20 protein-coding genes and 1 tRNA gene are annotated in these 23,349 nt (G+C 66.7%); 16 read left to right on the top strand and 5 right to left on the bottom strand.

What is annotated here, in order from left to right; translation table 11 throughout:
- Positions 1–70: 70 nt before the first annotated feature.
- Positions 71–715 carry an NAD(P)-dependent oxidoreductase gene (locus C7C57_RS07765; protein ID WP_187978193.1) on the top strand — a complete coding sequence of 215 codons (645 nt, stop codon included), beginning with the start codon at positions 71–73 and terminating at the stop codon, positions 713–715.
- Between the two features lie 56 nt (positions 716–771).
- Here C7C57_RS07765 and C7C57_RS07760 read toward each other — a convergent pair whose 3' ends face one another.
- On the bottom strand, positions 772–1,389 hold the full coding sequence (locus tag C7C57_RS07760; RefSeq protein WP_030143630.1) for a TetR/AcrR family transcriptional regulator: 618 nt from the start codon (positions 1,387–1,389) through the stop codon (positions 772–774).
- A 135-nt stretch (positions 1,390–1,524) separates the two neighbouring features.
- Between C7C57_RS07760 and C7C57_RS07755 the strand changes: the two genes are divergently transcribed.
- The 5 genes from C7C57_RS07755 (at position 1,525) to C7C57_RS07735 (ending at position 9,133) form a co-directional block, all read left to right on the top strand.
- On the top strand, positions 1,525–2,862 hold the full coding sequence (locus tag C7C57_RS07755; protein WP_187978192.1) for an extracellular solute-binding protein: 1,338 nt from the start codon (positions 1,525–1,527) through the stop codon (positions 2,860–2,862).
- The gene (locus tag C7C57_RS07750) at positions 2,862–3,815 is read left to right on the top strand and encodes a carbohydrate ABC transporter permease (RefSeq protein ID WP_187978191.1); all 954 of its coding nucleotides are present in this window, start codon (positions 2,862–2,864) and stop codon (positions 3,813–3,815) included. The genes C7C57_RS07755 and C7C57_RS07750 overlap by 1 nt, the downstream gene beginning before the upstream one ends.
- Positions 3,812–4,735, top strand: coding sequence for a carbohydrate ABC transporter permease (locus tag C7C57_RS07745; RefSeq protein WP_187978190.1), 924 nt, complete (start codon positions 3,812–3,814; stop codon positions 4,733–4,735). Before C7C57_RS07750 ends, C7C57_RS07745 begins: the two co-directional genes overlap by 4 nt.
- A gap of 101 nt (positions 4,736–4,836) precedes the next feature.
- Positions 4,837–7,932 carry a glycoside hydrolase family 2 TIM barrel-domain containing protein gene (locus C7C57_RS07740; protein ID WP_187978189.1) on the top strand — a complete coding sequence of 1,032 codons (3,096 nt, stop codon included), beginning with the start codon at positions 4,837–4,839 and terminating at the stop codon, positions 7,930–7,932.
- Positions 7,933–8,176: 244 nt separating this feature from the next.
- A complete protein-coding gene (locus tag C7C57_RS07735; protein ID WP_187978188.1) occupies positions 8,177–9,133 on the top strand; it encodes a hypothetical protein in 957 nt (318 codons plus the stop codon).
- A 145-nt stretch (positions 9,134–9,278) separates the two neighbouring features.
- Here C7C57_RS07735 and C7C57_RS07730 read toward each other — a convergent pair.
- Together C7C57_RS07730 and C7C57_RS07725 are read right to left on the bottom strand one after the other, a co-directional pair.
- A tRNA-Val gene (locus C7C57_RS07730) sits at positions 9,279–9,351 on the bottom strand.
- A gap of 150 nt (positions 9,352–9,501) precedes the next feature.
- Positions 9,502–9,960, bottom strand: coding sequence for a peroxiredoxin (locus C7C57_RS07725; RefSeq protein ID WP_187978187.1), 459 nt, complete (start codon positions 9,958–9,960; stop codon positions 9,502–9,504).
- Between the two features lie 196 nt (positions 9,961–10,156).
- On the opposite strand from C7C57_RS07725, the gene aceE reads away from it, so the two are divergent.
- The 4 genes from aceE (at position 10,157) to C7C57_RS07705 (ending at position 16,188) form a co-directional block, all read left to right on the top strand.
- Positions 10,157–12,883, top strand: coding sequence for a pyruvate dehydrogenase (acetyl-transferring), homodimeric type (aceE, locus tag C7C57_RS07720; protein ID WP_187978186.1), 2,727 nt, complete (start codon positions 10,157–10,159; stop codon positions 12,881–12,883).
- A 15-nt stretch (positions 12,884–12,898) separates the two neighbouring features.
- Positions 12,899–14,098 carry a CdaR family transcriptional regulator gene (locus tag C7C57_RS07715; RefSeq protein ID WP_030143638.1) on the top strand — a complete coding sequence of 400 codons (1,200 nt, stop codon included), beginning with the start codon at positions 12,899–12,901 and terminating at the stop codon, positions 14,096–14,098.
- Between the two features lie 153 nt (positions 14,099–14,251).
- Positions 14,252–14,881, top strand: coding sequence for a hypothetical protein (locus C7C57_RS07710; RefSeq protein ID WP_187978185.1), 630 nt, complete (start codon positions 14,252–14,254; stop codon positions 14,879–14,881).
- Positions 14,882–15,255: 374 nt separating this feature from the next.
- On the top strand, positions 15,256–16,188 hold the full coding sequence (locus tag C7C57_RS07705) for a patatin-like phospholipase family protein (protein ID WP_187978184.1): 933 nt from the start codon (positions 15,256–15,258) through the stop codon (positions 16,186–16,188).
- A 168-nt stretch (positions 16,189–16,356) separates the two neighbouring features.
- Here C7C57_RS07705 and C7C57_RS07700 read toward each other — a convergent pair whose 3' ends face one another.
- Positions 16,357–17,649, bottom strand: coding sequence for an MFS transporter (locus C7C57_RS07700; protein ID WP_370581448.1), 1,293 nt, complete (start codon positions 17,647–17,649; stop codon positions 16,357–16,359).
- Between the two features lie 83 nt (positions 17,650–17,732).
- Between C7C57_RS07700 and C7C57_RS07695 the strand changes: the two genes are divergently transcribed.
- The 5 genes from C7C57_RS07695 to C7C57_RS07675 all read left to right on the top strand — a co-directional run bounded on the left by C7C57_RS07695 (position 17,733) and on the right by C7C57_RS07675 (position 21,972).
- Positions 17,733–18,299, top strand: a complete 567-nt coding sequence (locus C7C57_RS07695; RefSeq protein ID WP_187978182.1) for a TetR/AcrR family transcriptional regulator — start codon at positions 17,733–17,735, stop codon at positions 18,297–18,299.
- Positions 18,300–18,376: 77 nt separating this feature from the next.
- Positions 18,377–19,312: an ACP S-malonyltransferase gene (locus C7C57_RS07690; protein ID WP_187978181.1), complete on the top strand. Its 936-nt coding sequence runs from the start codon at positions 18,377–18,379 to the stop codon at positions 19,310–19,312.
- The gene (locus C7C57_RS07685) at positions 19,309–20,313 is read left to right on the top strand and encodes a beta-ketoacyl-ACP synthase III (RefSeq protein WP_187978180.1); all 1,005 of its coding nucleotides are present in this window, start codon (positions 19,309–19,311) and stop codon (positions 20,311–20,313) included. The genes C7C57_RS07690 and C7C57_RS07685 overlap by 4 nt, the downstream gene beginning before the upstream one ends.
- An 81-nt stretch (positions 20,314–20,394) precedes the next feature.
- Positions 20,395–20,643, top strand: a complete 249-nt coding sequence (locus tag C7C57_RS07680) for an acyl carrier protein (RefSeq protein WP_030143644.1) — start codon at positions 20,395–20,397, stop codon at positions 20,641–20,643.
- Between the two features lie 87 nt (positions 20,644–20,730).
- Positions 20,731–21,972, top strand: coding sequence for a beta-ketoacyl synthase (locus C7C57_RS07675; RefSeq protein WP_187978179.1), 1,242 nt, complete (start codon positions 20,731–20,733; stop codon positions 21,970–21,972).
- Positions 21,973–22,086: 114 nt separating this feature from the next.
- Here C7C57_RS07675 and C7C57_RS07670 read toward each other — a convergent pair whose 3' ends face one another.
- Positions 22,087–22,566, bottom strand: a complete 480-nt coding sequence (locus C7C57_RS07670; protein ID WP_030143646.1) for a DUF3145 domain-containing protein — start codon at positions 22,564–22,566, stop codon at positions 22,087–22,089.
- A gap of 189 nt (positions 22,567–22,755) precedes the next feature.
- Here C7C57_RS07670 and C7C57_RS07665 point away from each other — a divergent pair, with 189 nt between their 5' ends.
- Positions 22,756–23,349, top strand: coding sequence for a PadR family transcriptional regulator (locus tag C7C57_RS07665; protein WP_187978178.1), 594 nt, complete (start codon positions 22,756–22,758; stop codon positions 23,347–23,349).

Raw genomic sequence — 23,349 nt, 5'->3', positions numbered from 1 at the left:
AGTCGCTTTACTCTCTTATCGTAACTAATGCGACGCCGAATACGGGGTACGCACACTGAAAGGACACACAATGACTCAGATCTCCATCCTCGGCGGCACCGGATACGCCGGATCCCACATTGCCCGCGAGGCGATTGCGCGTGGACTGTCGGTGCGCGCCTTCTCCCGCAGCCTGCCCGAGTCCCCGATCGAGGGCGTGGACTATGTGACCGGCGATGTTCAGGATCCCGCCACCCTGACCTCGGCCCTCTCGGGCGCCGACGCCGTTGTGGTTGCCCTCTCCCCGCGTGGCGGTCAGGAAGGGAAGGTTGCCCCGCTGATCGCGAAGCTGGCCGCCGAGGCCGAAGCCGCAAACGTGCGCGTGGGTGTCGTGGGTGGCGCCGGATCGCTCCTGGTTGCCCCGGGTGGACCGCGCGTGGTGGACACCCCCGATTTCCCCGAGGCCGTCAAGCCCGAGGCCTTCGAGATGGGCGAGGCGCTGGAGCACCTGCGCACCACCCCCGAGACCCTGGACTGGTTCTATGTCAGCCCGGCCGGCGGCTTCGGCGCCTGGGCCGAGGGTGAGAAGACCGGCAACTTCCGCGTGGGCGGCGACATCCTGCTGGTCGACGCGGACGGCAAGTCGGAGATCTCCGGGGCCGACTTCGCCCAGGCGATCGTGGATGAGGTAGTCACCCCCACCCACAAGCGCGCCCGCTTCACCGTCGCCTACTAGGCACGAAAACACAAACGCACCCCGGAATCCCGGGGTGCGTTTGCATTTGGTCCACACTAGGCGCGCAGCGAGTCCGGCAGCGCCTCATCGGTAAAGAGCAGCGCGAGGAATGCACGCATGGTCTCGGGCACGCTGGCCCCGGGGACCTCGATCAGCCACTCCTGCTGGATGCCGTCCCACAGCGCCACCAGGGCGGTCGCCGCGAGCTCGGGGTCCACGCCCGGGCGCAGCTCGCCGGCGGCGGCGTGGCGACGCAGCGCCCGCGCATAGCGGTCGCGCACCCGGACGAAGCGGTCGCGGAAGTATTCGCGCGCCGGGTGATCGTGGGTGGTCGCCTCCCCCACCAGGACCGCGTAGAGGGCGACGGGGTCGGGATTGTCCTCATTGGCACGGGCAAGATCCACCACCATGGTCACGATGTCCGAGTCGCCCACCAGGTCGTCGCCACGCTCATCCCGATCGTGCAGCACTGCACGCAGAAGGGCCTCCTTCGTGGGAAAGTGGTGCAGGAGGCTGGACTGCCCCATCTCCGCACGATCCGCGATCTCCTGGAGGCTGCCGGAACGGTACCCGCGCGCGGTGAATACCCAGGCGGCGGCGGCCAGAATCTGATTGCGTCGCTCGGCACTCTTGGCGTACGGGCCGCGCGGACCACGCTTCTTCGGGACAGTCATGACCCCCATGGTACAGCCCTCGCAAAAGTTTTTTGAACCAAAACCGTGTGTACGCTCGATTTTAGTGTTAGTCTCGCTGCATCCCCCGAATTGGATACCCCATTCGACCCCAACCCACGACGATGTGGAGGCACCATGGTAGGACTCACCCGCAGGCAACTCCTCGGCTACGGCGTGGCCGGGTTGAGCGCGGCCCTTCTGGCGGGGTGCGCCTCCCCGGCGCTCACCCGACCCGGTGCCGCCGCCCTCAAACCCGCCGCCCGTGCCGGCGAACGCGTCACCCTGACCTACTGGACCTGGCTCAAGGATATGCAGCAGGTGGCCAACATATGGAACCGGGACAATCCCGACATCCGGGTCAACGTGGTGCCGATTCCGCAGGGCAATGCCGGCGGCTATCAGAAGATGTACGCGGCTCTCGCCGCCGGTGGTGGACCCGATCTCGCCCACGTCGAGCTGCGCACCATCCCCGAGTTTCTGCTGGCCGGCGGACTCACCAACCTCTCCGACTATGGTGCCGACACCCTGAGCTCGCGCTATGACCCCACGCTCTGGGGTCAGGTCAGCTATCTCGACGGCGTCTATGGGATTCCCCAGGACTCGGGCCCGATGGCTCTCTATTATCATCGGCCGCTGTTCGACCGGGTGGGGGCCGATGCGCCCACCACCTGGGACCAGTGGGCGGACATCGCGGTGGAGCTGCGCAAAGCCAAGGCATGGATCGACTGCTTCTCCCTCTCCGACGCGGGCCCCTTTGCCGCCTTCGCGACCCAGGCCGGGGCGCGCTGGTTCACCCGGGGTGCGGGCGGCTGGGAGATCAACCTGCTGGATGAAGCCACCCTGGAGGTGGCACGGTTTTTTGATTCGGCCCTGGACCGCGATCTGCTGATCACCGGGTATGGTGCCTTCTCCCCGCCCTGGTCGGCGGCGGCCGCCAAGGATCAGATCGCCAGCCTGACCAGCGCCAGCTGGGCCGACTCCATCCTCGCCGATGTGCACGGCGGAGCGGGAAAATGGCGGGTGGCACCGATGCAGCGCTGGGCTAACCGGGGGTTTGGATCAAGCGCACTGGGCGGATCCACCGTCGCGGTACTAGCGCACTCCGAGCACCCGAATGAGGCGCTGCGGTTTGCCACCTGGCTCACCTCCTCCCGGGAGGGCATCGACGCGGAGATTGCCTCGGGGATCGGCTGGTCCCCCACCCCCGACTACATCGGTGCGGCACGAACCCAACCGGTGCCGTTTTTTGATGGGCAGAACTATAACGAGGAGATCATGCGGCCGGCCGCCGCCGATCAGAACCCGGACTGGGAATGGTGGCCGCTCACCTTCCAGTCTTACAACATCCTCGCCGACGAGTTCCGGAAGAAGGCCGGCGGGCAGAGCCTGGTGGACGGGCTGCGCAACGCCGAAAACCAGATCATCACGGCCATGAAAAACAAGGGCCTCACGATCACGAAGGCGGCCCGCTGATGTCCACACACACCCACGCTGCCGCTCCCGCACCAGCCGCACGGGCCGCATCTCGGCGCCGCGGGAATCCCGGACGGTCCACCCAGGCGGCGCCGTGGCTGCTGATCGGGCCGTTCCTGGCGCTGTTTATCCTCACGTTTGCCCTGCCGATCCTGATGGCGATCGTGTCCAGCTTCCAGCGGGTCGAGCGGCGCGGCCTCTTTGGCGAGGAGGGGGTGAGCACCGTGTTTGCCGGGTTCAACAACTATGCCCAGGCCCTCGGTGACGCTAACTTCATCACCTCGATTGGGCGGATGATGCTGTTTGGGATCGTCCAGGTACCGGTCATGATCGCGCTGTGTACGCTCCTGGCGCTGCTGCTGGAATCCGCCTCGGCACGCTGGCCGGGGGTTTTTCGGGCGGCGTTTTTCCTGCCGTATGGAATTCCCGGCGTGATCGCCACGATCCTGTGGTCCTTCCTCTATACGCCGGGGCTCAGCCCGCTGATCGATGCCGCCAAGATTGTGGGGATCGAGGTGGACCCGCTGGGGTCGGGCATGGTGCTGTGGTCGATTGCCAACATCGTCACCTGGACCTACACCGGCTACAACATGCTGATTGTGATCGCCCAGCTGAAGTCGATCCCCGGGGACATTTACGAGGCCGCGAAACTCGACGGTGCCGGTCCGGTGCGGATCGCCCGGAGTATCCAGCTCCCGCTTATCCGTCCGGCCCTGATGCTCACCACCGTGTTTTCGATCATCGGAACCCTCCAGCTCTTCGCCGAACCGCAGGTACTGGCAACGTCCTCCACCGCGATCGACAGCGGCTACACCCCCAACCTCGCCGCCTATACCAATGCCTTCGCGTATAACAACTACAACGTGGCCGCGGCCCAGGCGGTGCTGATCGCCCTGATCGCGTTTGCCCTGTCCTTCACCTTCCTGCGCCTCTCGAATCGGGGTTCAAAATGACCGCCACACCGCTCACCCGCCGCGCCTCCGGTGCCGCCGCCCGTCCCGCGGCACCCGCTCCCCGACGCCCACGCACCCCGGGCACTCATCCGGCCCGCACCATTCTGGTCACCGGAATCCTGGTGGTGGTGGCGCTCTACTTCCTGGTGCCGGTGTACTGGGTGATCGTGGCCGCCAGCAAAACCAGCAGCGACCTGTTTGCCACCCCGGGTCTGCTGTTTTCGGGCCATATGGCCCTGTGGGATAACATCACCCGGGTCTTCGACTACGGCGAGGGGATCTTTGGCCGGTGGCTGCTGAACTCGGTGCTGTATGCCGGGGTGGGGGCGATTATCGCCACCTATATTGCCGCCGCCGGCGGATACGCGCTGGCCAAGTATTCCTTCCGCGGCCGGGACACCATCTACGCGGCAATTCTGGGCGGCGTGCTGGTGCCGGGTACGGCAACCGCGCTGCCGCTGTTTCTGCTGTTCAGCTCGATCGGGCTCGCCAACACGTCCTGGGCCGTCCTGCTGCCCTCGCTGGTTTCCCCGTTTGGTCTTTTCCTCTGCCAGGTCTATGCCCGCACCACGATCGATGACGGACTGATCGAGGCGGCACGCCTAGACGGGGCCGGGGAGTTGCGCATCTTCCACACCGTGGGATTGCGCATCCTGACCCCGGCGCTGGTGACGGTGTTCCTGTTCCAGCTGGTCGGGATCTGGAACAACTACTTCCTTCCGCTGGTGATGCTCTCCGATGAGAAGCTCTACCCGGTCACGCTGGGCCTGCAGAACTGGAACTCGCAGATCACCCGGCTGCCGGAGTTTTACGAGCTGACCACCGCCGGGGTGCTGCTCTCGATCATCCCGCTGGCCATCGCCATGATTGTGCTGCAGCGCTTCTGGCGTGGGGGCCTGACCGAGGGGTCGATCAAATAGCCCGCCCTGATCCCTCGTTTCGTCCGCAAACGGCCTCAGCGGACAAACGCCCGCAACACATCCGCCCTCGACTCGTATCCGCCCCAGCCAAGGAGCACCCCATGACATCCACCACCCAAGGCCAGCCCAGCGCCCCGAGCCACCCCACCACCCCTGTCAGCGGACACGCCCTCGTCTCCAACCGCGCCCCCTTCGGCGGACGCGTCCGCCCCGCCCGCGCCTGGCTCCACTCCGACGCCCCGAGCATCAGCCTGAACGGGGTGTGGGCCTTCCGCCTGCTGCCCACGGCCGATCCCCGCGGCGAGCACGTGGATGCCTTCGCCCGGCCCGAGACTGAAACCTCGGGCTGGGATCGGATCGCCGTTCCCGGTCACTGGGTCCTCGGCGAGCGCCCACACGGTGCCCCGATCTACACCAACGTCCAGTATCCATTCCCGCTGGATGCCCCGTTTGTCCCGGATGAGAATCCGACCGGGGACTATCGGCTGAGTGTGGATGTGCCCGAGTCCTATCTGGATCGCTCGGCAACCGAGGCGATCATCCTCCGCTTTGACGGGGTGGAGTCCCTGGCTCGAGTGTGGTGGAACGGCATCGAGGTGGGACACTTCTCGGGATCGCGGCTGGCCCACGAGCTCGACGTGACGGACCTGGTGACCGCGGGCGAAAACACGCTGGCGGTGCGGGTGCACCAGTGGTCGGCGGCGAGCTACCTCGAAGACCAGGACCAGTGGTGGCTGCCGGGTATCTTCCGCGACGTGACCCTCATCGCCCGCCCCGTCGGCGGCATCGAAGACCTCTGGCTGAACACCGCCTGGCGCGAGGGCATCGGCACGCTCACTCCCGAGATTCGGGCGGAGGCTACGGCCTTCCCGATCAACCTCAGCATCCCCGAGCTCAACCTGGCGATCACCTGGAACACGGCACGGGAGATCGCGCCGGTTTCCGTGCCCGCCGCGGCCTGGTCGGCCGAATCCCCGACCCTGTATACGGCGGTGCTCTCGGCACGCGGGGAGACCATCGCCCAACGCATCGGGTTCCGCACGGTGGAGATCCGCGGCGACCGGCTCCTGGCCAACGGCACCCGCCTGGTCTTCCACGGCATGAACCGACACGAGGCCCACCCCGATCGTGGCCGGGTCTTCGACGAGGCGCATGCGCGGGCGGATCTGATCCGGATGAAGCGTTTCAACGTCAACGCGATCCGCACCAGCCACTATCCCCCGCACCCGCGCCTTCTGGACCTGGCCGACGAGCTGGGTCTGTGGGTCATGCTGGAAAACGACCTGGAGACCCACGGGTTTGAACTCGCCGGCTGGCGGAACAACCCGAGTGATGATCCGGCCTGGCGCCAGGCCTACCTGGATCGTATCGAACGCATGTTCGAACGCGATAAAAACCATGCCAGCATCATCATGTGGTCTCTGGGTAACGAGGCGGGAACCGGGGCGAATCTGGCCGAGATGTCGACCTGGCTGCACCATCGCGATCCCTCGCGTTCTGTGCACTATGAGGGCGACTACACGGGACGCTACACCGATGTGTACTCGCGGATGTATGCCTCGGTCCCGGAGACCCGGTCGATCGGCGACGGCAGCACGAGCGAGCTCCTCGGCTGCACCCCGATCGAAGCGGCCCGGCAGCGCGCCAAGCCGTTCCTGCACTGCGAGTACGTGCACGCGATGGGCAATGGGCCCGGCGCGATCGATCAGTACGAGGACCTGGTTCGAGACTTCCCCCGCCTGCACGGCGGTTTCGTCTGGGAGTGGCGGGACCACGGCCTGCGCACCCACACGCCCGAGGACACCGAGTACTTTGGGTACGGCGGCGACTTCGGCGAGGAGGTCCACGATGGCAGCTTCGTGATGGATGGGATGATCTCCAGCGACGATGTCCCCTCCCCTGGACTGCACGAGTACGCGGCGGTGGTTGCCCCGGTGCGGGTCGACATCGCCCCCGACGGCACCTCCCTCACCCTGACCAACCGCCGCCACACCCTGGACACCGCGGACCTGCTGCTGCGCTGGACGCTCTCCTCGGACGGAATCGAGAGGGACGGTGGCACCTGGTCGCTCCCGCCGGTGAGCGCCGGGGAAACCTGGGCGGCCCTCGCGCCACCCGAGCTCCTCGCGGCGATCGCGGAGATGGGTGCCGAGGCACCGGGCACCGAGCACTGGCTGGGTGTGGACGTGGAGCTGCGGGCCGAGACGGCCTGGGCACCGGCCGGGCACGTGGTCGCGCGCAGTCAGACGCGCCTGGGCGCACCGATGCCCCCGGCCCCCGGTGCACGCATCATCGGATGGCAGGAAGCCGCGGCACCCACCGCGAACATCGGCCCGGCAATCCTAACCGGGGGACGCCTGAGCGCGCTCGCCGGTGCCGCGATGTCCGGTCCGACCCTCTCGCTGTTCCGCGCACCCACGGATAACGATCGCGGGCAGAGCCAGGGCAGCCTCGACGGCGCCGATCCCACACTCGACCGAGGCCTCGGGATCGAGGCGCCGCCGCATGCGGACACCTGGGAGGCCCATCGGCTGCACCTGCTGCGCGCTCGCCGGGTGGGCAGCGCCCACACCCCCGATGCCGCAAGACTCCTGGAACGCTATGCCGCCCCTTCCTCCCCCGAGGGAATGCGGATGGAAACCCGGTGGGAGCGCGTGCCCGGTGAGCCCGATGCGGTACTGCTGAGCGTGGATATCGTCCCGGATTCGTCCTGGGACCTGACCCTGCCCCGGATCGGGGTGCGACTCGAGCTCCCCGGCGATGTGGATCACGCGCGCTGGTTCGGCACCGGCCCGCTGGAGTCCTATCCGGACTCCCGCACCGCCGCCCGGGTTGGCACGTTCGAGGCACCGCTGGACGAGTTGACGGTGCGCTATGCCCGCCCGCAGGAGAGTGGGCACCGTTCGGATCTGCGCACCCTCACCCTCTCCCGCGCCGGCGTCCCGTGGCTCCACCTGACCACGCTTCCGGATGCGGCGGGTCGCCTGCCGGGGTTTGGACTCTCCCGCTGGAGCGCCGAGGAGCTGGCCCGGGCCGCGCACTGGCACGAGCTTCCCGGATCGAACCGGGTGTTTCTGACCCTGGATGCCGCGCACTCGGGGATCGGATCGCGCGCCTGCGGCCCGGATATTTGGCCGGAGTTTGCGCTCCGCGCCGAGGCTCGCACCATCCGCGTGATCCTCCGCCCGGCATCATAAAGCCCCGCACGCGTCCGGGTCCCCCACCGAATTGGCCCGGGCGCGTGCGGCCCGAGACTCCGACGCACGTCTCGGGCAGATAACACTTATTCTCCATTGTCAGCGATTTGGTTGTGCGGGCGACCAGGGGAGCATAGTCTCCGACTACTTCAACTCATCGATGGCGTTAACGGATCCCCCCCCCACCAGAAACACTCGGGAAGAGGACGAAGTTTTTTGTTGACCCTTTGAGAAAGTACACATCATGGACTGTCTAGCTAATACCGGCTTCGACTCCTGGCCGGTGCTGATCGCGGCACTGGTGGTAGTAGGCCTTGGCATCTACCTCGCTCTGCGTGCACGACACACCAGGTCGGGACGTGCGGCCCTCATCGCGCTGCCGCTGCTTTTGGCCCTGGGTTTGGCCACCCAATCGGCGCCGCCCGCCACGGCCGCTTCGGGAGCGGTTCCCTGCGCCTCGGCGAGTGCATCCGCCCCGGCATCGGCTTCGGCGACGCCGTCTCCGTCGCTCACCCCCTCGGCTTCGGCCACCCCGAGCACCTCGCCCACCCCGCCGAATGACCCCACTCCGACCCCGACACCCACGCCCACTCCCGCGGGATGCCAGCTGGTCAACGACAAGTCGGACACCCTGGATAGCGACGGCGACGGGATTGTCGACCGCTGCGACGCGGATTCGGATAACGACGGCATCCCCGACGTGATCGAGGACCTCAACAACGACGGCCGCTTCACCAATGACGATCTTGAGGGCGACAACCTCGTCATCGGGCGTCTGGGCGACGGGGTCTCCGCCTACCTCGACCTGGATTCGGATAACGACTCCATCCCCGACCTGTTCGAGTCGGGCATCGACCCGGCACTGATCGCTCAGATCGACCGGAACGGCGACGGCATCATTGACGCCGATGTCCCGGTGGGTGCCAACGGCCTGGCCGATGTGCTGGAAACCTTCCCGGACTCGGGCGTGATCAACTACACCCTGAAGAACACCGACGGCGACGATAAGCCCGACTTCATCGATCTGCAGAGCAACCGCCTGGACTACGACATGTACCTCGTGGGCAATGCCAACCTCGACATCCTCGGGGCCGGATTCCTCAGCCCCGGCGTGGACATCGACCACGACGGCATCATGGACCAGGTCGACACCGACACCGCCCACCGCGGTTCCCCCGGCGCCGTACACCCCACCTGGTAGCCACTGGCTCACCACACTGCGGGGCAGTCATTCGTTTCCTCGAATGACTGCCCCGCGATTTTAAATGTGGGTGCGCCGAGGTCCGACCAAAGAGCGCACACCCAAAAAGACCGCCACCCAATTTCTTGGGTGGCGGTCTTGTTTGTGGGCCCTACCGGGATCGAACCGATGACATCCACGGTGTAAACGTGGCGCTCTACCAGCTGAGCTAAAGGCCCTCCGTCGCCGTAGCAACAAGATTTACAATAGCAGGATCCCGGGGCCCGGTGGCAATTCGGCTCCCGGCCCGGGCGCGCCGTCATCGCATCTGCCGGGCAAACTCCAAGCGGAACCCAAGCCGCGAGGCGACCGCGGGTATGCGCCGCACGCTATCCCAGTGTGGTCAGCGCCTCGCGGTAGCGCTCGATCGCCCGCGGCTCCCCCGGGCCGGTAATGAACGCGTCGCGAATGACGCCGTCGGTGCCGATCACAAAGGTCGCGCGTTCGGCCACGCCGCGGGACTGATCAAACACCCCGTAGGCCGAGGCGATCTCCCCGTGCGGCCAGAAGTCCGAGAGCAGCGAGAAGGTGTAGCCGGCACCATCTGCCCAGGTGCGCAGCGCCCACTTGGAATCCACGGTCACCACGAGCAGCTCGGCGTTCACGGCGGCAAAATCGGCCAGGTTATCGCGTAGCGCATCCAGCTCCCCCGTGCAGACGCCGGAAAAGGCCAGCGGCACAAAAACCAGCACCACGGGACGGGTGTCGCGGAATGCACTCAGCCGAATCTCTTCGCCAAACTGGTTCCGCAGATCAAAGTCCGGTGCCGGAGACCCAATTTTGCGCATCTTTTTCCCTCTGTTCGCCGCGGAAACTCTACGTTCACACTACCCGAGCATAAAAAACCTGCCGGGCGAATCACGTTAATGCCCTCCGGGTCGGTAGGCTTGGAGGAAACGTGCACAACCTTTGTATCCCAAATGCTGCGCGCGCTAAAACCCACCAAATGTTCGGCACGATCTGCCATGAAAAGAAAGGTCGACGGTGACTGTAAACGACCAGGACCCGTACTCCGTCAACAACTTTGACGTCGATCCGGAAGAAACCGCCGAGTGGCAGGAGTCCCTCGACCAGCTCGTTCACACCCAGGGGCCCGCCCGCGGACGTGACATGATGATGAGCTTGTTGAAGCGCTCCCGCGACCTCCAGCTGGGTGTCCCGATGGTTCCGACCACGGACTACATCAACACGATTGCTCCGGCCAACGAACCCGAATACCCGGGTGATGAGGCCATCGAGCGCCGCTACCGAGCGTGGAACCGCTGGAACGCCGCGATGACCGTGCACCGGGCCCAGCGCCCCGGCATCGGTGTCGGCGGACACATCTCCACCTACGCGGGTGCCGCCACCCTGTATGAGGTGGGCTTCAACCACTTCTTCCGCGGCCAGGACCACGCCGGCGGCGGAGACCAGATCTTCTACCAGGGCCACGCCTCCCCCGGCGCGTACGCACGTGCGTTCCTCGAGGGCCGCCTGACCACCGATCAGCTGGATGGCTTCCGTCAGGAAAAGTCGCACGCCGGTGGGGGCCTGAGCTCCTACCCGCACCCGCGTCTGATGCCGGACTTCTGGCAGTTCCCGACCGTGTCGATGGGTCTGGGACCGATCAACGCGATCTACCAGGCACAGGCCAATAAGTACCTGACCAACCGCGGCATTAAGGACGCCTCCGACCAGCAGGTCTGGGCCTTCCTCGGCGACGGTGAGATGGACGAGGTCGAGAGCCGCGGTCAGCTGCAGGTTGCGGCAAACGAGGGCCTCGACAACCTCAACTTCGTGATCAACTGCAACCTGCAGCGCCTGGATGGCCCGGTGCGCGGTAACGGCAAGATCATGCAGGAGCTGGAGAGCTACTTCCGTGGCGCCGGCTGGAACGTCATCAAGGTCGTCTGGGGCCGCGAGTGGGATGACCTGCTGGCCCGGGACGCCGAGGGCGCCCTCGTCAACCTCATGAACGAGACTCCCGACGGTGACTACCAGACCTATAAGGCCGAGTCCGGTGCGTTTGTGCGCGAGCACTTCTTCGGCCGTGACCCGCGGACCGCGGCACTGGTGGAGAACTACTCCGATGACCAGATCTGGGGCCTCAAGCGCGGTGGCCACGACTACCGCAAGGTCTACGCGGCATTCAAGGCGGCGAGCGAGCACAAGGGTCAGCCCACCGTGATCCTCACCAAGACCGTCAAGGGTTACGGCCTCGGCCCGACCTTCGAGGGCCGCAACGCGACCCACCAGATGAAGAAGCTGACGCTGGAAGACCTCAAGCTCTTCCGCGACGCCATGCAGATCCCGATCACCGACGCGGTGCTCGAGGAAAACCCCTACCAGCCGCCGTACTACCACCCCGGTAACGATGACGAGGCGATCGAGTACCTGCACGAGCGTCGTCGCGCACTGGGCGGATACCTGCCCGAGCGTCGTAGCAAGTACACCCAGCTCAACCTGCCCCAGGACGATGCCTACCGCATCGCCAAGAAGGGTTCGGGCAAGCAGGAGATCGCCACCACCATGGCGTTTGTTCGACTGCTCAAGGACCTGCTGCGCTCCAAGGACTTCGGCAACCGCATCGTCCCGATCATCCCGGACGAGGCCCGTACCTTCGGTATGGATGCCTTCTTCCCGTCGGCAAAGATCTACAACCCCAACGGTCAGCACTACACCTCCGTGGACCGCGAGCTGCTGCTCGCCTACAAGGAGTCCCCGCAGGGCCAGATCGTGCACGTGGGTATCAACGAGGCCGGAGCACTGGCCGCCTTCACCGGACTGGGTACCACCTACTCGGTTCAGGGCGAGGCACTGATCCCGTTCTACGTGTTCTACTCGATGTTCGGATTCCAGCGCACCGCCGACGCCATCTGGGCCGCCGGCGACTCGATGGCTCGCGGATTCATCGTGGGTGCCACCGCCGGTCGTACCACCCTGACCGGTGAGGGCCTGCAGCACGCCGATGGTCACTCGCCGCTGCTCGCGTCGACCAACCCGGCCGTGGTGTCCTACGACCCCGCCTACGGATACGAGATCGGCCACATCGTTCGCGATGGTCTGGACCGGATGTACGGCGGAAACCACGAAGACCCCAACGTCATGTACTACGTCACCGTGTACAACGAGCCCTACGTGCAGCCGGCCGAGCCGGAGAACCTGGACGTGGATGGCCTGCTGAAGGGTATCTACAAGCTGCGCGATGGCGGCGAAGGCGGAGTCAAGGCTCAGCTGCTCGCCTCCGGTGTGGCGGTCCCCTGGGCTCTCGAGGCTCAGGAACTGCTCGCCACCGACTGGGGCGTGTCCGCCGATGTCTGGTCGGTCACCTCGTGGTCGGAGCTGCGTCGCGAGGGTCTCGCGGTCGAGGAGCACAACTTCCTCTACCCGAACGAGGAGCCCCAGGTTCCCTACCTGACCACCAAGCTCTCCGGAGCCGAGGGTCCGTTCGTGGCCACCAGCGACTACATGCACGCCGTCGCCGACCAGATCCGTCAGTTCGTCCCGGGTGACTACGCCACCCTGGGCGCCGACGACTTCGGCTTCTCGGATACCCGTGCGGCTGCCCGTCGCTACTTCAAGATCGACAGCCACTCGCTGGTTGTGCGCACCCTGGAGCAGCTGGCGAAGCAGGGCAAGATCGACCGGGCCGTTGTCGGCCAGGCGATCGAGCGCTACCGTCTGCTGGATGTCAACGCCGGTACCACCGGTAACGCCGGCGGCGACGCCTAGGCGGTTCGGACACAGATGAAGGAGCGTACCAAGGCAGAAACCCTGGCCTGGCTGCGCCGGATTTCCGGCGAGCTGGCCACGGTCACCCTCGGCAAGCTTGAAGAGGACCTGCCCTGGTATGCGGAGATGCCGCCTGGGCGACGATCGGCCGTTGGCCTCGTCGCCCAGGCGGGCATCACCTCCTTCATCTCCTGGTACGACGATCCACGCTCCACCCCGTGGATCGCGGCCGACGTGTTCGGGGCGGCTCCGCGTGAGCTGCTGCGATCGGTCAGCCTGCAACAAACCCTTCAGCTGATCCGCATCACCGTAGAGGTGGTCGAGGATCGGGTGAAGAGTGGTGGACAGGGTCTGCGTGAGGCGATCCTGCTGTACTCGCGGGAAATCGCGTTTGCCGCGGCCGATGTGTATGCCCGCGCCGCCGAGGCTCGCGGCCTCTGGGATGCCCGGCTGGAAGCGCTCGTGGTGGATTCGATCCTCGCGGGCGAGGCCGACGACGAGCTCCCCAGCCGCATTGCGGCCCTGGGCTGGCACGGTCACGGCGAGGTTGCGGTCCTCGTGGGCACCACCCCCTCCCAGCTGGATGTTGACCAGCTGCGACGCGCGGCCCGCCACATGGCCGCCGACGTTCTGATCGGCGTGCAGGGCGGACGCCTGGTCCTGGTAATCGGCAGATCCACGCCGCGCGATCAGATTCCCGAAGAGGAAACCATCGGCACCTCTCCGGCCAAAACCTTCTTTGAAATCGCCAGCCAGCTGGCCCCCATGTTTGGTGCCGGACACCTGGTCCTCGGCCCCGAGGTGGGCACCCTGGTCGAGGCATCCCGCAGCGCCCGCGCGGCCCTTGCCGGCTTCGCCGTGGCCCGCTCCTGGCGCAATGCCCCGCGCCCCGTGGCCGCCGACGATCTGCTGCCCGAGCGCGCGCTGGCCGGCGACCCGATCGCCCGGCAGACCCTGATCGAAAAGGTCTACCGTCCGCTCCAGGCCCACTCCAACGAGCTGGTGCTGACCCTCTGGTGCTACCTGGATAACGGACGCTCGCTTGAGGCCACCGCCCGCGAACTCTTTGTGCACCCCAACACCGTGCGCTACCGCCTGAAGCGCGTCTCCGAGGTCATCGGCTGGGACGCCACCGGGGCCCGCGAGGCACTGATTCTCCAGTCAGCCCTGATCCTCGGCTCGATCGGCGAGCCCGAGCAGCGGCGCAAGCGCTAACCGGCGGTGGGAGAGGAACCTCCGGCGCGGAGCTCGATCCGAGTTCCGGTCGCCGGCCGATTACAGCGCCGCATCGCGTGGACCGTTCTGCTCGCGTTGATCGTGTGGGTGGTGATTTATGCCAACGTGTACTTCGAAACGGATACCGGGGATGTGCCAACGAACGGTGCCGAATACGCCGATGATGACGAGGTTGTGGACGATTCCGGCCCGATCCTCTTTACTCAGATTGTCTTCTTCTGGGTGCTGATTCGTCCGCTGTTTCTGCGCATCATGGTCAAACCCGATTTTGTGCGCTTCCACTACTGGTACAGTCGGCGCACTGTCCCCCGCGATAAGATCCGGTTCGTGGCGATGACCCGGCACGAAAACTGGCTGGTGAATGCGGCCCAGGGTTTCCTACCCGACTCGGCGATCATCACGCTGATCTGCGACCCCGACCCCAACGCAGAACCCGTGCGGAGTCGCGGTCGCCATACCCGTCGCATCAATCGGTGGGACGAGCGCCGGATGACGGGCCTCTATGGAACCCGACTACAGATGACCCGCGCGGCCCTCCACTTGGCCGAGAGCCTGGGGCCGCACGTGCCCGTCTACCTGGCCGATCCGCTCCAGATCAACGAGTCAATCCCGCCTACCGCTAGCGGCAGGGTCGCCGTCTACACCTGGCGTGATCTCTACCCCCGAATCACCCGGCTGCCTCCGCTGACCATTTCGGCCCACGAGGCGGAGTTGCTGCGCACTCGGGTCATCGAACTGCCTCCGGAGGAGTTCCGGCCATGATGGCGCGGAGTGAAGCACTCAGCTGACCACGATACTCTCGGTCTCGCCGCACCAACACATGGGCGGATGCAACCGGTCCCCGTAACGGCGATGCGCGTTGTACCGTATCAGTGGTCATCGTGAGGAGTCTCCGCGTTGGTCTGCGTCAGAACCTGAACAAGCGGGGCACCAACCGGGTCCAAACCCGCCGCGCGAATCGCGTTGGTGTGGTGCACCCTTCCCGTGTACTGTTACCGATATCGCGACGAACGAACAGGAGGTGATACCCGTGTCCGCAGTATCCACACCGGGTGCCTCCCGCCCATCACGCGCGAGGTTCTAGGCGACCAGGGTCGTCCGGGAGAGCACCCGCAATCCTTCGGGAAAGGCTCACCATGCACACCTCACACACATCTTCTCAGCGCCGGATCGATCGCGCGCTTGTCCTCGGCGGGGGCGGTTCCACCGGTAACGCCTGGCTGATCGGCGTCATCGCCGGGCTTGCGTCCACCGGTCTGGACGTCGCCTCGGCCAACCTCACGATCGGCACCTCGGCGGGAGCCACGGCCGCCGCCCAGCTGACCGGCGACTCCCCCGCGGCCCTCTTCGAGGCGGCGCTCGCTGCGCCCCCGATGCGCCCGGGCCCGTCACAACCGGACGGCTCGCGCCCGGTCACCTCACAATCCGACGGCTCGCGTCCGGTCACCTCGCATCTGGAGGCGCTCACCCGCACCATCGCCGCCTCGGCCGACCTTGCGGACTTCCGCCGCCGCATCGGCACCCACGCCCTGGAACGCGAGGCGGACTCGGGCGACAGCTGGTCAAGTGGCTGGCGCAACACCGTGGCGACCCGACTCCCCCGGGCGCACTGGCCCCGGGACCGCAAGATCCTCCTCACCACTCTCGACGCCCACACCGGCGTCCCCCGAGAGTTCTCTCGGGGCGATGGCGTGGACCTGATCGATGCGGTCGCGGCGAGCTGTGCGAGCGGTCTGCCCTATCGGATCGGCGATCACGCGTATCTCGACGGCGGCTTCCGAGCCAACGCCGAGAACGCCGACCTCGCCGCCGGGGCCGAGCGTGTGCTGGTGCTCTCGCCCTTCGGCGGGCGCTCGCTGCACCCCGAGGACTGGGGCACCCACCTCGCCGCACAGGTCGACGCCCTCCGTGCGGGCGGCAGCCGGGTGGAGGTCATCGTTCCAGACGCCGAATCCGAACACCTGTTTGGGTCGAGCGCGATGAACCCGGGGCTGCGTCCGGAAGCTGCCCGGGCGGGCTTCGCGACCGGCCACGAGCAGGCCGCGAGAATCCAGGCGTTCTGGAGCTAGGCACTCTAGAGCGAGGCGCCGTGAAGAGAGGCAGCGCGGAGCGCGGCGCCATGGACAGAGACACCATGAAGCGAGGCGCCGTGAATCGAGTAGCGCCCTCTCCGTTAGGCGGGTAACAGACAGGGTCCCGGATCTGATGTCGGATCCGGGACCTCCTGTGTTCACACGCTAGTGCGCGGGTGCGGGCTCGGCATCGGCCCGCGGACGCACCGCCGGAGCCAGGAAGATTGCCACGCCGACCACCGCGAGCACTACGATCATCGCCGAGCGCAGTCCATAGTGCTCGCCAAGGAAGCCAAGCAGCGGCGGGCCCACCAGGAAGGCGATATATCCGGTGGTCGCGACCGCACTCACCCGGCGCGCCGGGTCCTCGCCCGGCTCGCCGGTGTCGCCGGCGGCGGAGATAGTCAGCGGGAACCCGAGCGAGGCCCCCAGACCCCAGAAGAACACGGCGATTCCGGCGAGTACCGGGTTGTCCACGAAGACCACCAGGGCGATTCCGATCGCGCCGGCCAGGGCGCTCCCACGCACCACGGCGACCCGACCGAAGCGGTTGATGACCGCGCCGCCGGTGAAGCGACCGATCGTCATCGCCAGGGCGAAGCCGGTGAACACCAGCGAGCCCCAGGCGGGATCGTAACCGTGACCGTCGACCATGAGCAGCGGCAGCCAGTCATTGGCCGCGCCCTCGGCCAGGGCCATCGCCAGCACAATCGCGCCGATCAGCAGCAGACGGTGGTCCTTCCACAGCGGGCGACGCACCGGATAAACGGTGGCGATACTCCCGGTTTCGGTGATTCCACGCTGACGCCCGAACCCGGTGGGCACATAGCGAATACCCCAGATGATGGGGAGCAGGCAGATCGCCGCAATGATCACCAGGTGCAGCGCCACCGGGAAGTCCATCGCCGTGAACAGGATGCCCAGGCTCGCCCCCACCACGGTCCCCAGCGAGAACGCGCCGTGCAGGTAGGGCAGGAAGGAGCGTCCGGAGAGACGTTCGATCTCGGCCCCCTCGACGTTCATCGCGATCTCGGCGAGCCCCTGGCCCGCGCCGAACACGGCCAGTCCGATAAACGCACCGATGCCGCTGCTCAGCAGCACTCCGCCACCGATCAGCGCGACGCCGCCCACGATGCACAGCAGACCCAGCAGGGTCACCGGCTTGGTGCCCAGTCGACGCACCAGCGGGGCGGATCCGAGGATTCCCGCCATCGATCCGATCGACAAACCAAAGAGGATCAGTCCCATCTGGGCGGTCGACGCCTCGAGCTGGTCGCGGACGGCGGGCGTCCGGGTCACCCAGGAGGCCAGCGAGATGCCGGGGATAAAGAAGAAGGAGAGCAGCGCGAGGCGGCGGCGGGCCAGCTCGCGCGAAATGGGCGCGAGAGTGGTCGTGGCGGAGGTCATCGGGGAATCCTTGTGGGGCGAGGTGGCGGGGTGACGGCGGCTGTGGCGCACCGGACACCGGTAAGTGTACAAGCGTACACCTCAGGGACACGTGCGGTAAAGTGTCAGGGAACACCCCGATCAAAGGACCCTGGATGGCCACCGCCCACCGCCCGAAAGATCCGCAGCGCCGCGAGAAGATCATCGCGGCAACCCTCGACGTGATCGCCGAGCACGGCATCGCCGGCACCACCCACCGTCGCATCGCCGCGGCGGCCGAGGTCCCCCTGGGGTCGATGACCTACTACTTCTCCGGCATGGAGGAGCTGCTCACCGAGGCCTTCATGCTGATGGCCACCACCATCTCTCGTCGCTACATGGAGATCATGGATGCGGCCACCACCCGCGAGGAGGCTCGCGAGGCCGTGGTCGAGGTCATCACCGGCGATATCTGGGAGACGCCGCGGACCCTGACCCTGAGCTACGAGCTCTATGCGTTCAGCGTGAAAAACGAGCGGGTGCGCGAGGTGATCCGACACTGGATGTCGCAGAGTCGCGTCGCGATCGGTCGCCACTTTGACCCGATGACCACCTATGCGCTGGACGCCGCGGTGGAGGGCCTCACCATTCACCGGTCGTTTCAGCCCGAAATTACGCGGGAAACCGTGCGTGAAATCGTGGACCGCCTCACCCGCGAGGACGAACCACCGGCGCGTCTGTAGGACTCCGCCAAACAAATTTCCATTTTTTATAAGAGAGTCAACACCGAAAGCGTCCAAACCCTTGGCAAGATAGAGGGGTGATTGTACTTGTATGTCCCGGACAGGGATCCCAGACCCCCGGTTTCCTGACCCCCTGGCTTGAACTGCCCGGAGCACGCGATCTGCTCGCGTCCTACTCCGAGGCCGCCGGGGTCGATCTGATCGCCCACGGCACCGAGTCCGACGCCGACACCATCCGCGACACCGCGATCGCCCAGCCGCTGATCGTGGCCGCGAGCCTGCTGGCCCTGAACGCCCTGCGCGAGGCCGCCCCCGACGCCGTCATCGGCGGAGTGGCCGGACACTCGGTGGGCGAGATCGCCGCGGCCGCCGCCTCCGGCGTGCTGAGCGAAACCGATGCCCTGAGCTTCGTGGCCGCCCGCGCCCGCGCGATGGCCACCGCCGCGGCCGCCGTCCCCACCGGCATGAGCGCCGTCCTGGGTGGCGGCGACGAGGTGGTCGAGGCCGCAGCGGCCGCCGTGGGACTCTCCCCCGCCAACTACAACGGTCGCGGACAGATCGTCGTGGCCGGCGAGTTTGATGGGCTTGAGGCCCTCGCCGCGACCCCGCCCGCCGGTGCCCGGGTGATCCCGCTGCAGGTGGCCGGCGCCTTCCATACCCGCTACATGGAGTCCGCGCGGGAGGTCCTCAAGGACGTCGCCGCGAACGTGACTCCGGCCGATCCGACCCTGCCGCTGTGGAGCAATAACGATGGCCGCCAGGTCGCCTCGGGCCAGGATTTCCTGGACCTGCTGGTCACCCAGGTCGCCTCCCCGGTGCGCTGGGACCTGTGCATGGAGTCCTTCGCCGCCGCCGGCATCACCGGCATGATCGAGCTGGCGCCCGCCGGCGCGCTGGTGGGCCTGGCCCGTCGCGGCCTCAAGGGTGTCCCCACCGTCGCCATCAAGTCCCCGAGCGATATTGCCGCAGCAGTCGAGCTGCTCACCGCACACGCGGAAGGAAACGCATCATGACCCGTCCCCAGCTTCGCCAGTCCACCGGCGTCCCCTTTACCCGCATTCTGGGTATGGGTGCCGCCCGTGGTGACCTGGTTGTCCCCAACTCCGAGATCATCGAGCCGATCAACTCCTCCGATGAGTGGATCCAGCAGCGCACCGGCGTGATCACCCGCCACCGTGCCTCGGCCGATGTCCTGGCGATCGACCTGGCCACCGAGGCCGCCATGGAGGCCGTCGCCAACGCCGGGATCGAGCCCGGCCAGGTGGACCTGGTGATCATCGCGACCATCAGCAACGTGCAGCAGACCCCGTCGATGGCCACCGTGGTTGCCGACCGCATCGGTGCCAACCCCGCCGCCGCCTATGACTTCAACGCCGCCTGCGCGGGCTACGCCTATGCGGTGGCCCAGGCCGACGCGCTGATCCGCGCGGGTGCCGCCCACTACGCCGTGGTGGTCGGCGCCGAAAAGCTCTCCGACATCATCGACCCCACCGATCGCAGCATCTCATTCCTGCTGGGCGACGGCGCCGGTGCGGCCGTGATCGGCCCCTCGGACTACCCCGGTATCGCCGCTACCGTCTGGGGCTCCGACGGCGCCAACGCGGACAAGGTGGGCATGAACGCCACCCTGATCGAGTACCGCGACGGCAAGGCACCCTGGCCGACCCTGCGCCAGGAGGGCCCCTCGGTCTTCCGCTGGGCCGTCTGGGAGATGGCCAAGGTTGCCCGCGAGGCACTCGAGGTGGCCGGGATCACCGCCGATGACCTCGCCGCCTTCATCCCGCACCAGGCGAACATGCGCATCGTGGATGAGTTCGCCAAGCAGCTCAAGCTTCCGGAGTCCGTGATCATCGCCCGCGATATCGCGACCACCGGGAACACCTCGGCCGCCTCGATCCCGCTGGCTGCCCACCGCCTGCTGCAGGAAAACCCGGAGCTTTCCGGCGGATATGCCCTGCAGATCGGCTTCGGTGCCGGCCTCGCTTTTGGCGCGCAGGTGGTTGTACTTCCGTAGATCTCGGCACGTTATTGCCGCAAACACCCGTGATTCGCATACACTGTACGACGGTCACTCGATATTCAAGGAGAAAAAATAATGGCACTGTCCACCGAAGAAGTACTCGCCGGCCTGGCTGAACTGGTTAACGACGAGACCGGTATCGCCGCCGATCAGGTGGCCCTGGAGAAGTCGTTCACCGACGACCTCGACATCGACTCGATCTCGATGATGACCATCGTGGTCAACGCCGAGGAGAAGTTCGACGTGAAGATTCCGGACGACGAGGTTAAGAACCTGAAGACCGTCGGCGACGCCGTCAGCTTCATCGTTTCCGCTCAGGCGTAGTCCCTCGGGAATTGCTCAGGCCCGGCCACTGGTCGGGCCTGATCTGCCCCACTCCCCCCGTTTTATTTTGACGAAAGAGTTCATCGAATGACCAAGCGAATCGTCGTCACCGGTATCGGCATCACCAGCCCCCTGGGCGGTACCACCGACGAAACCTGGACCAACCTTCTTGCCGGCAAGTCCGGCGCCTCCCCGCTCGAGCAGCCCTGGGTTGAAGAGCTGGGTCTGCCGGTCACCTTCGCCGCGCAGGCCGCGACCAAGTCCGTGGATGTTCTGGCCCGCCAGGAAGTCAAGCGCCTCGACCCGTCGAGCCAGTTTGCCCTGACCGCCGCCCGCGAAGCCTGGGCCGACGCCGGAACCCCCGAGGTTGACCCCGAGCGCCTGCTGGTCGACTGGGCCACCGGAATCGGTGGCGTGTGGACCCTACTGGACGCCTGGGACACCCTGCGCGAAAAGGGCCCGCGACGCGTACTCCCGATGACCGTTCCGATGCTCATGCCCAACGGCCCCGCCGCCGCAATCGGCATGGACCTGGGTGCTCGCGGTGGCGAGCGGACCGTGGTGTCGGCGTGTGCGTCGAGCACCGAGTCCCTGGCCAACGCCTATGACCACCTGCAGCAGGGCCTCGCCGACGTCGTGATCGCCGGTGGCTCGGAAGCTGCGATCCACCCGCTGCCGCTGGCCTCGTTTGCCGCGATGCAGGCGCTCTCCAAGCGCAACGATGAGCCGGCCGCCGCCTCGCGTCCCTACGATGTGGACCGTGACGGCTTCGTGCTCGGTGAGGGTGCCGCCGCCCTCGTGGTGGAGACCATGGAGCACGCCCTGGCACGCGGCGCCAAGATCTACGCCGAGCTGCTGGGTGGCGCCGTCACCTCCGACGCGTACCACATCACCGCTCCGGACCCCGAGGGTACCGCCGCCGCCCGCGCGATGCGCGCGGCCGTGGAGAACGCCGGCTACTCGCTGGATGAGGTGGGCCACATCAACGCTCACGCCACCTCGACTCCGGTCGGCGACATCGCCGAGTACAACGCCCTGCGCGCCGTCTTCGGCGACCGCCTCGGCGAGATTGCCGTGACCGCAACCAAGGCGTCGACCGGGCACCTGCTCGGTGGTGCCGGTGCGATCGAGGCCGCGTTCACCGCCAAGGCGCTGGCCGAGAAGGTCATCCCGCCGACCATCAACCTGGACAACCAGGACCCGGCCATCGAGCTGGATGTCGTGACCGAGCCGCGCCCGCTGGGTGATGAGCCCGTGCTGGCGATCTCCAACTCGTTCGGCTTCGGCGGACACAACGCCGTGGTGGCCCTGCGCACCTACGTGGCCTAGTCTTCGGACACACGCATTCGGCGGCTCGTCTCCCTCGGGAGGCGGGCCGCTGTTTGGTATGCGCGCCGCTACTGAACAGGACCGAGATCCGTGCCGTGCAGTGCCGAGGGTTGGCTAGCCGACGCGGTGCAGCCAGGTGACCGGGCCGGCCTCGCTCGCGCCACGGAACACGTCGAGTTCGAGGTCCCAGGTGGTGCCGAGTAGCTGGTCCATCCGCTCATGCAGACGCTGCGGCTGATCGATGGCCTCGGCCAGGGCGAGCCGGATCCGGTTCTCGCTCACGACCACGTTGCCACCGGTATCGGTCTGCGCCGAGTGCATGCCCTGATCGGGTGTGTACATCCAGCGGTGTCCGTCCTGTCCCGCGCCGGCATCCTCGGTCACCTCGAAGCGCATCTGCTCCCAGGTGTGCAGGACCGTGGCCAGGCGGGCACCGGTGCCCGGGGCCGCGGTCCAGGCAAACTCGGCGCGCAGCGCACCGCGCTGAACGGGCTGGTCGATCCAGTCGAGGCCCAGCGCATGACCAATAACGCCTCCGACCGCCCACTCGATATGGGCGCGGAACGCGCGGGGGGCGGAATGGATGAACACCATCCCTCGACTCAGTCTTTCGTTGTTCTGGATGGACACGGGATTCCCTTCGTTTGTGGTGATGCGTCTTCCCCTACGCACCCAAACGAATTTCCCGGCAATCCGGCCCGTCTCAGTCATTATGTGCAGATGCGTCGAGTGGATGCAAGCGTTTTGCCGCCGTCTTCCCTATACTCGGTAGAAGATAACCGCTTGAGCGAAAGGCATCACGTGTCCGTGAAGGGCTCCCTGCTGGCAATCCTGACCCTCGGCCCCGCCTACGGGCTGCAGATTCGCGACGAGCTCACGCTGCGGGCGCCGCATCGGGCGGGCATCAATGTCGGCCAGATCTATGGGACGCTGGATCGCCTTCTCACCGCCGGCCTGCTGCGCTCGGCCGGGCTCACCGAGGACGCCCTGCCCCTGTACGAACTCTCCGACACGGGCATCGCCCTCGCCGAGTCCTGGACCACCGAGCCCGAGCAGGTGCAGGCCCCGGACTGGATCGACATGCAGGATCAACTGTTGATCACCGCCTCGCTGCCCGGTAGCGCCGAGAACGTGCGTGCGCTCCTGGTGGGCTACCGCGCCGCGTGGTCGGCCTGGGCCGAGGTCACGTCGGAAACGGATCCCGCCTCCGCGGCCCTGCCGTTTGTCGCCGCCGCCCGTTCCGCGCAGACCGAGGCGGCACTCGCCTGGATCGATCGGGTCGGACCCGAGCTTGCCTCCGGTCGCGCCCTCGAACGCGCGGCGCGGCCACTGCGCCCACGCCGCGGGCGCAAACCCACGCGCGGCGTCACCGCATAA

It is taken from the genome of Mycetocola sp. JXN-3, assembly GCF_014522285.1.
GTDB lineage: Bacteria > Actinomycetota > Actinomycetes > Actinomycetales > Microbacteriaceae > Mycetocola > Mycetocola saprophilus.
The sequence above is the reverse complement of the archived record's forward strand: the minus strand, read 5'-3'. Positions and strand labels throughout refer to the sequence as shown.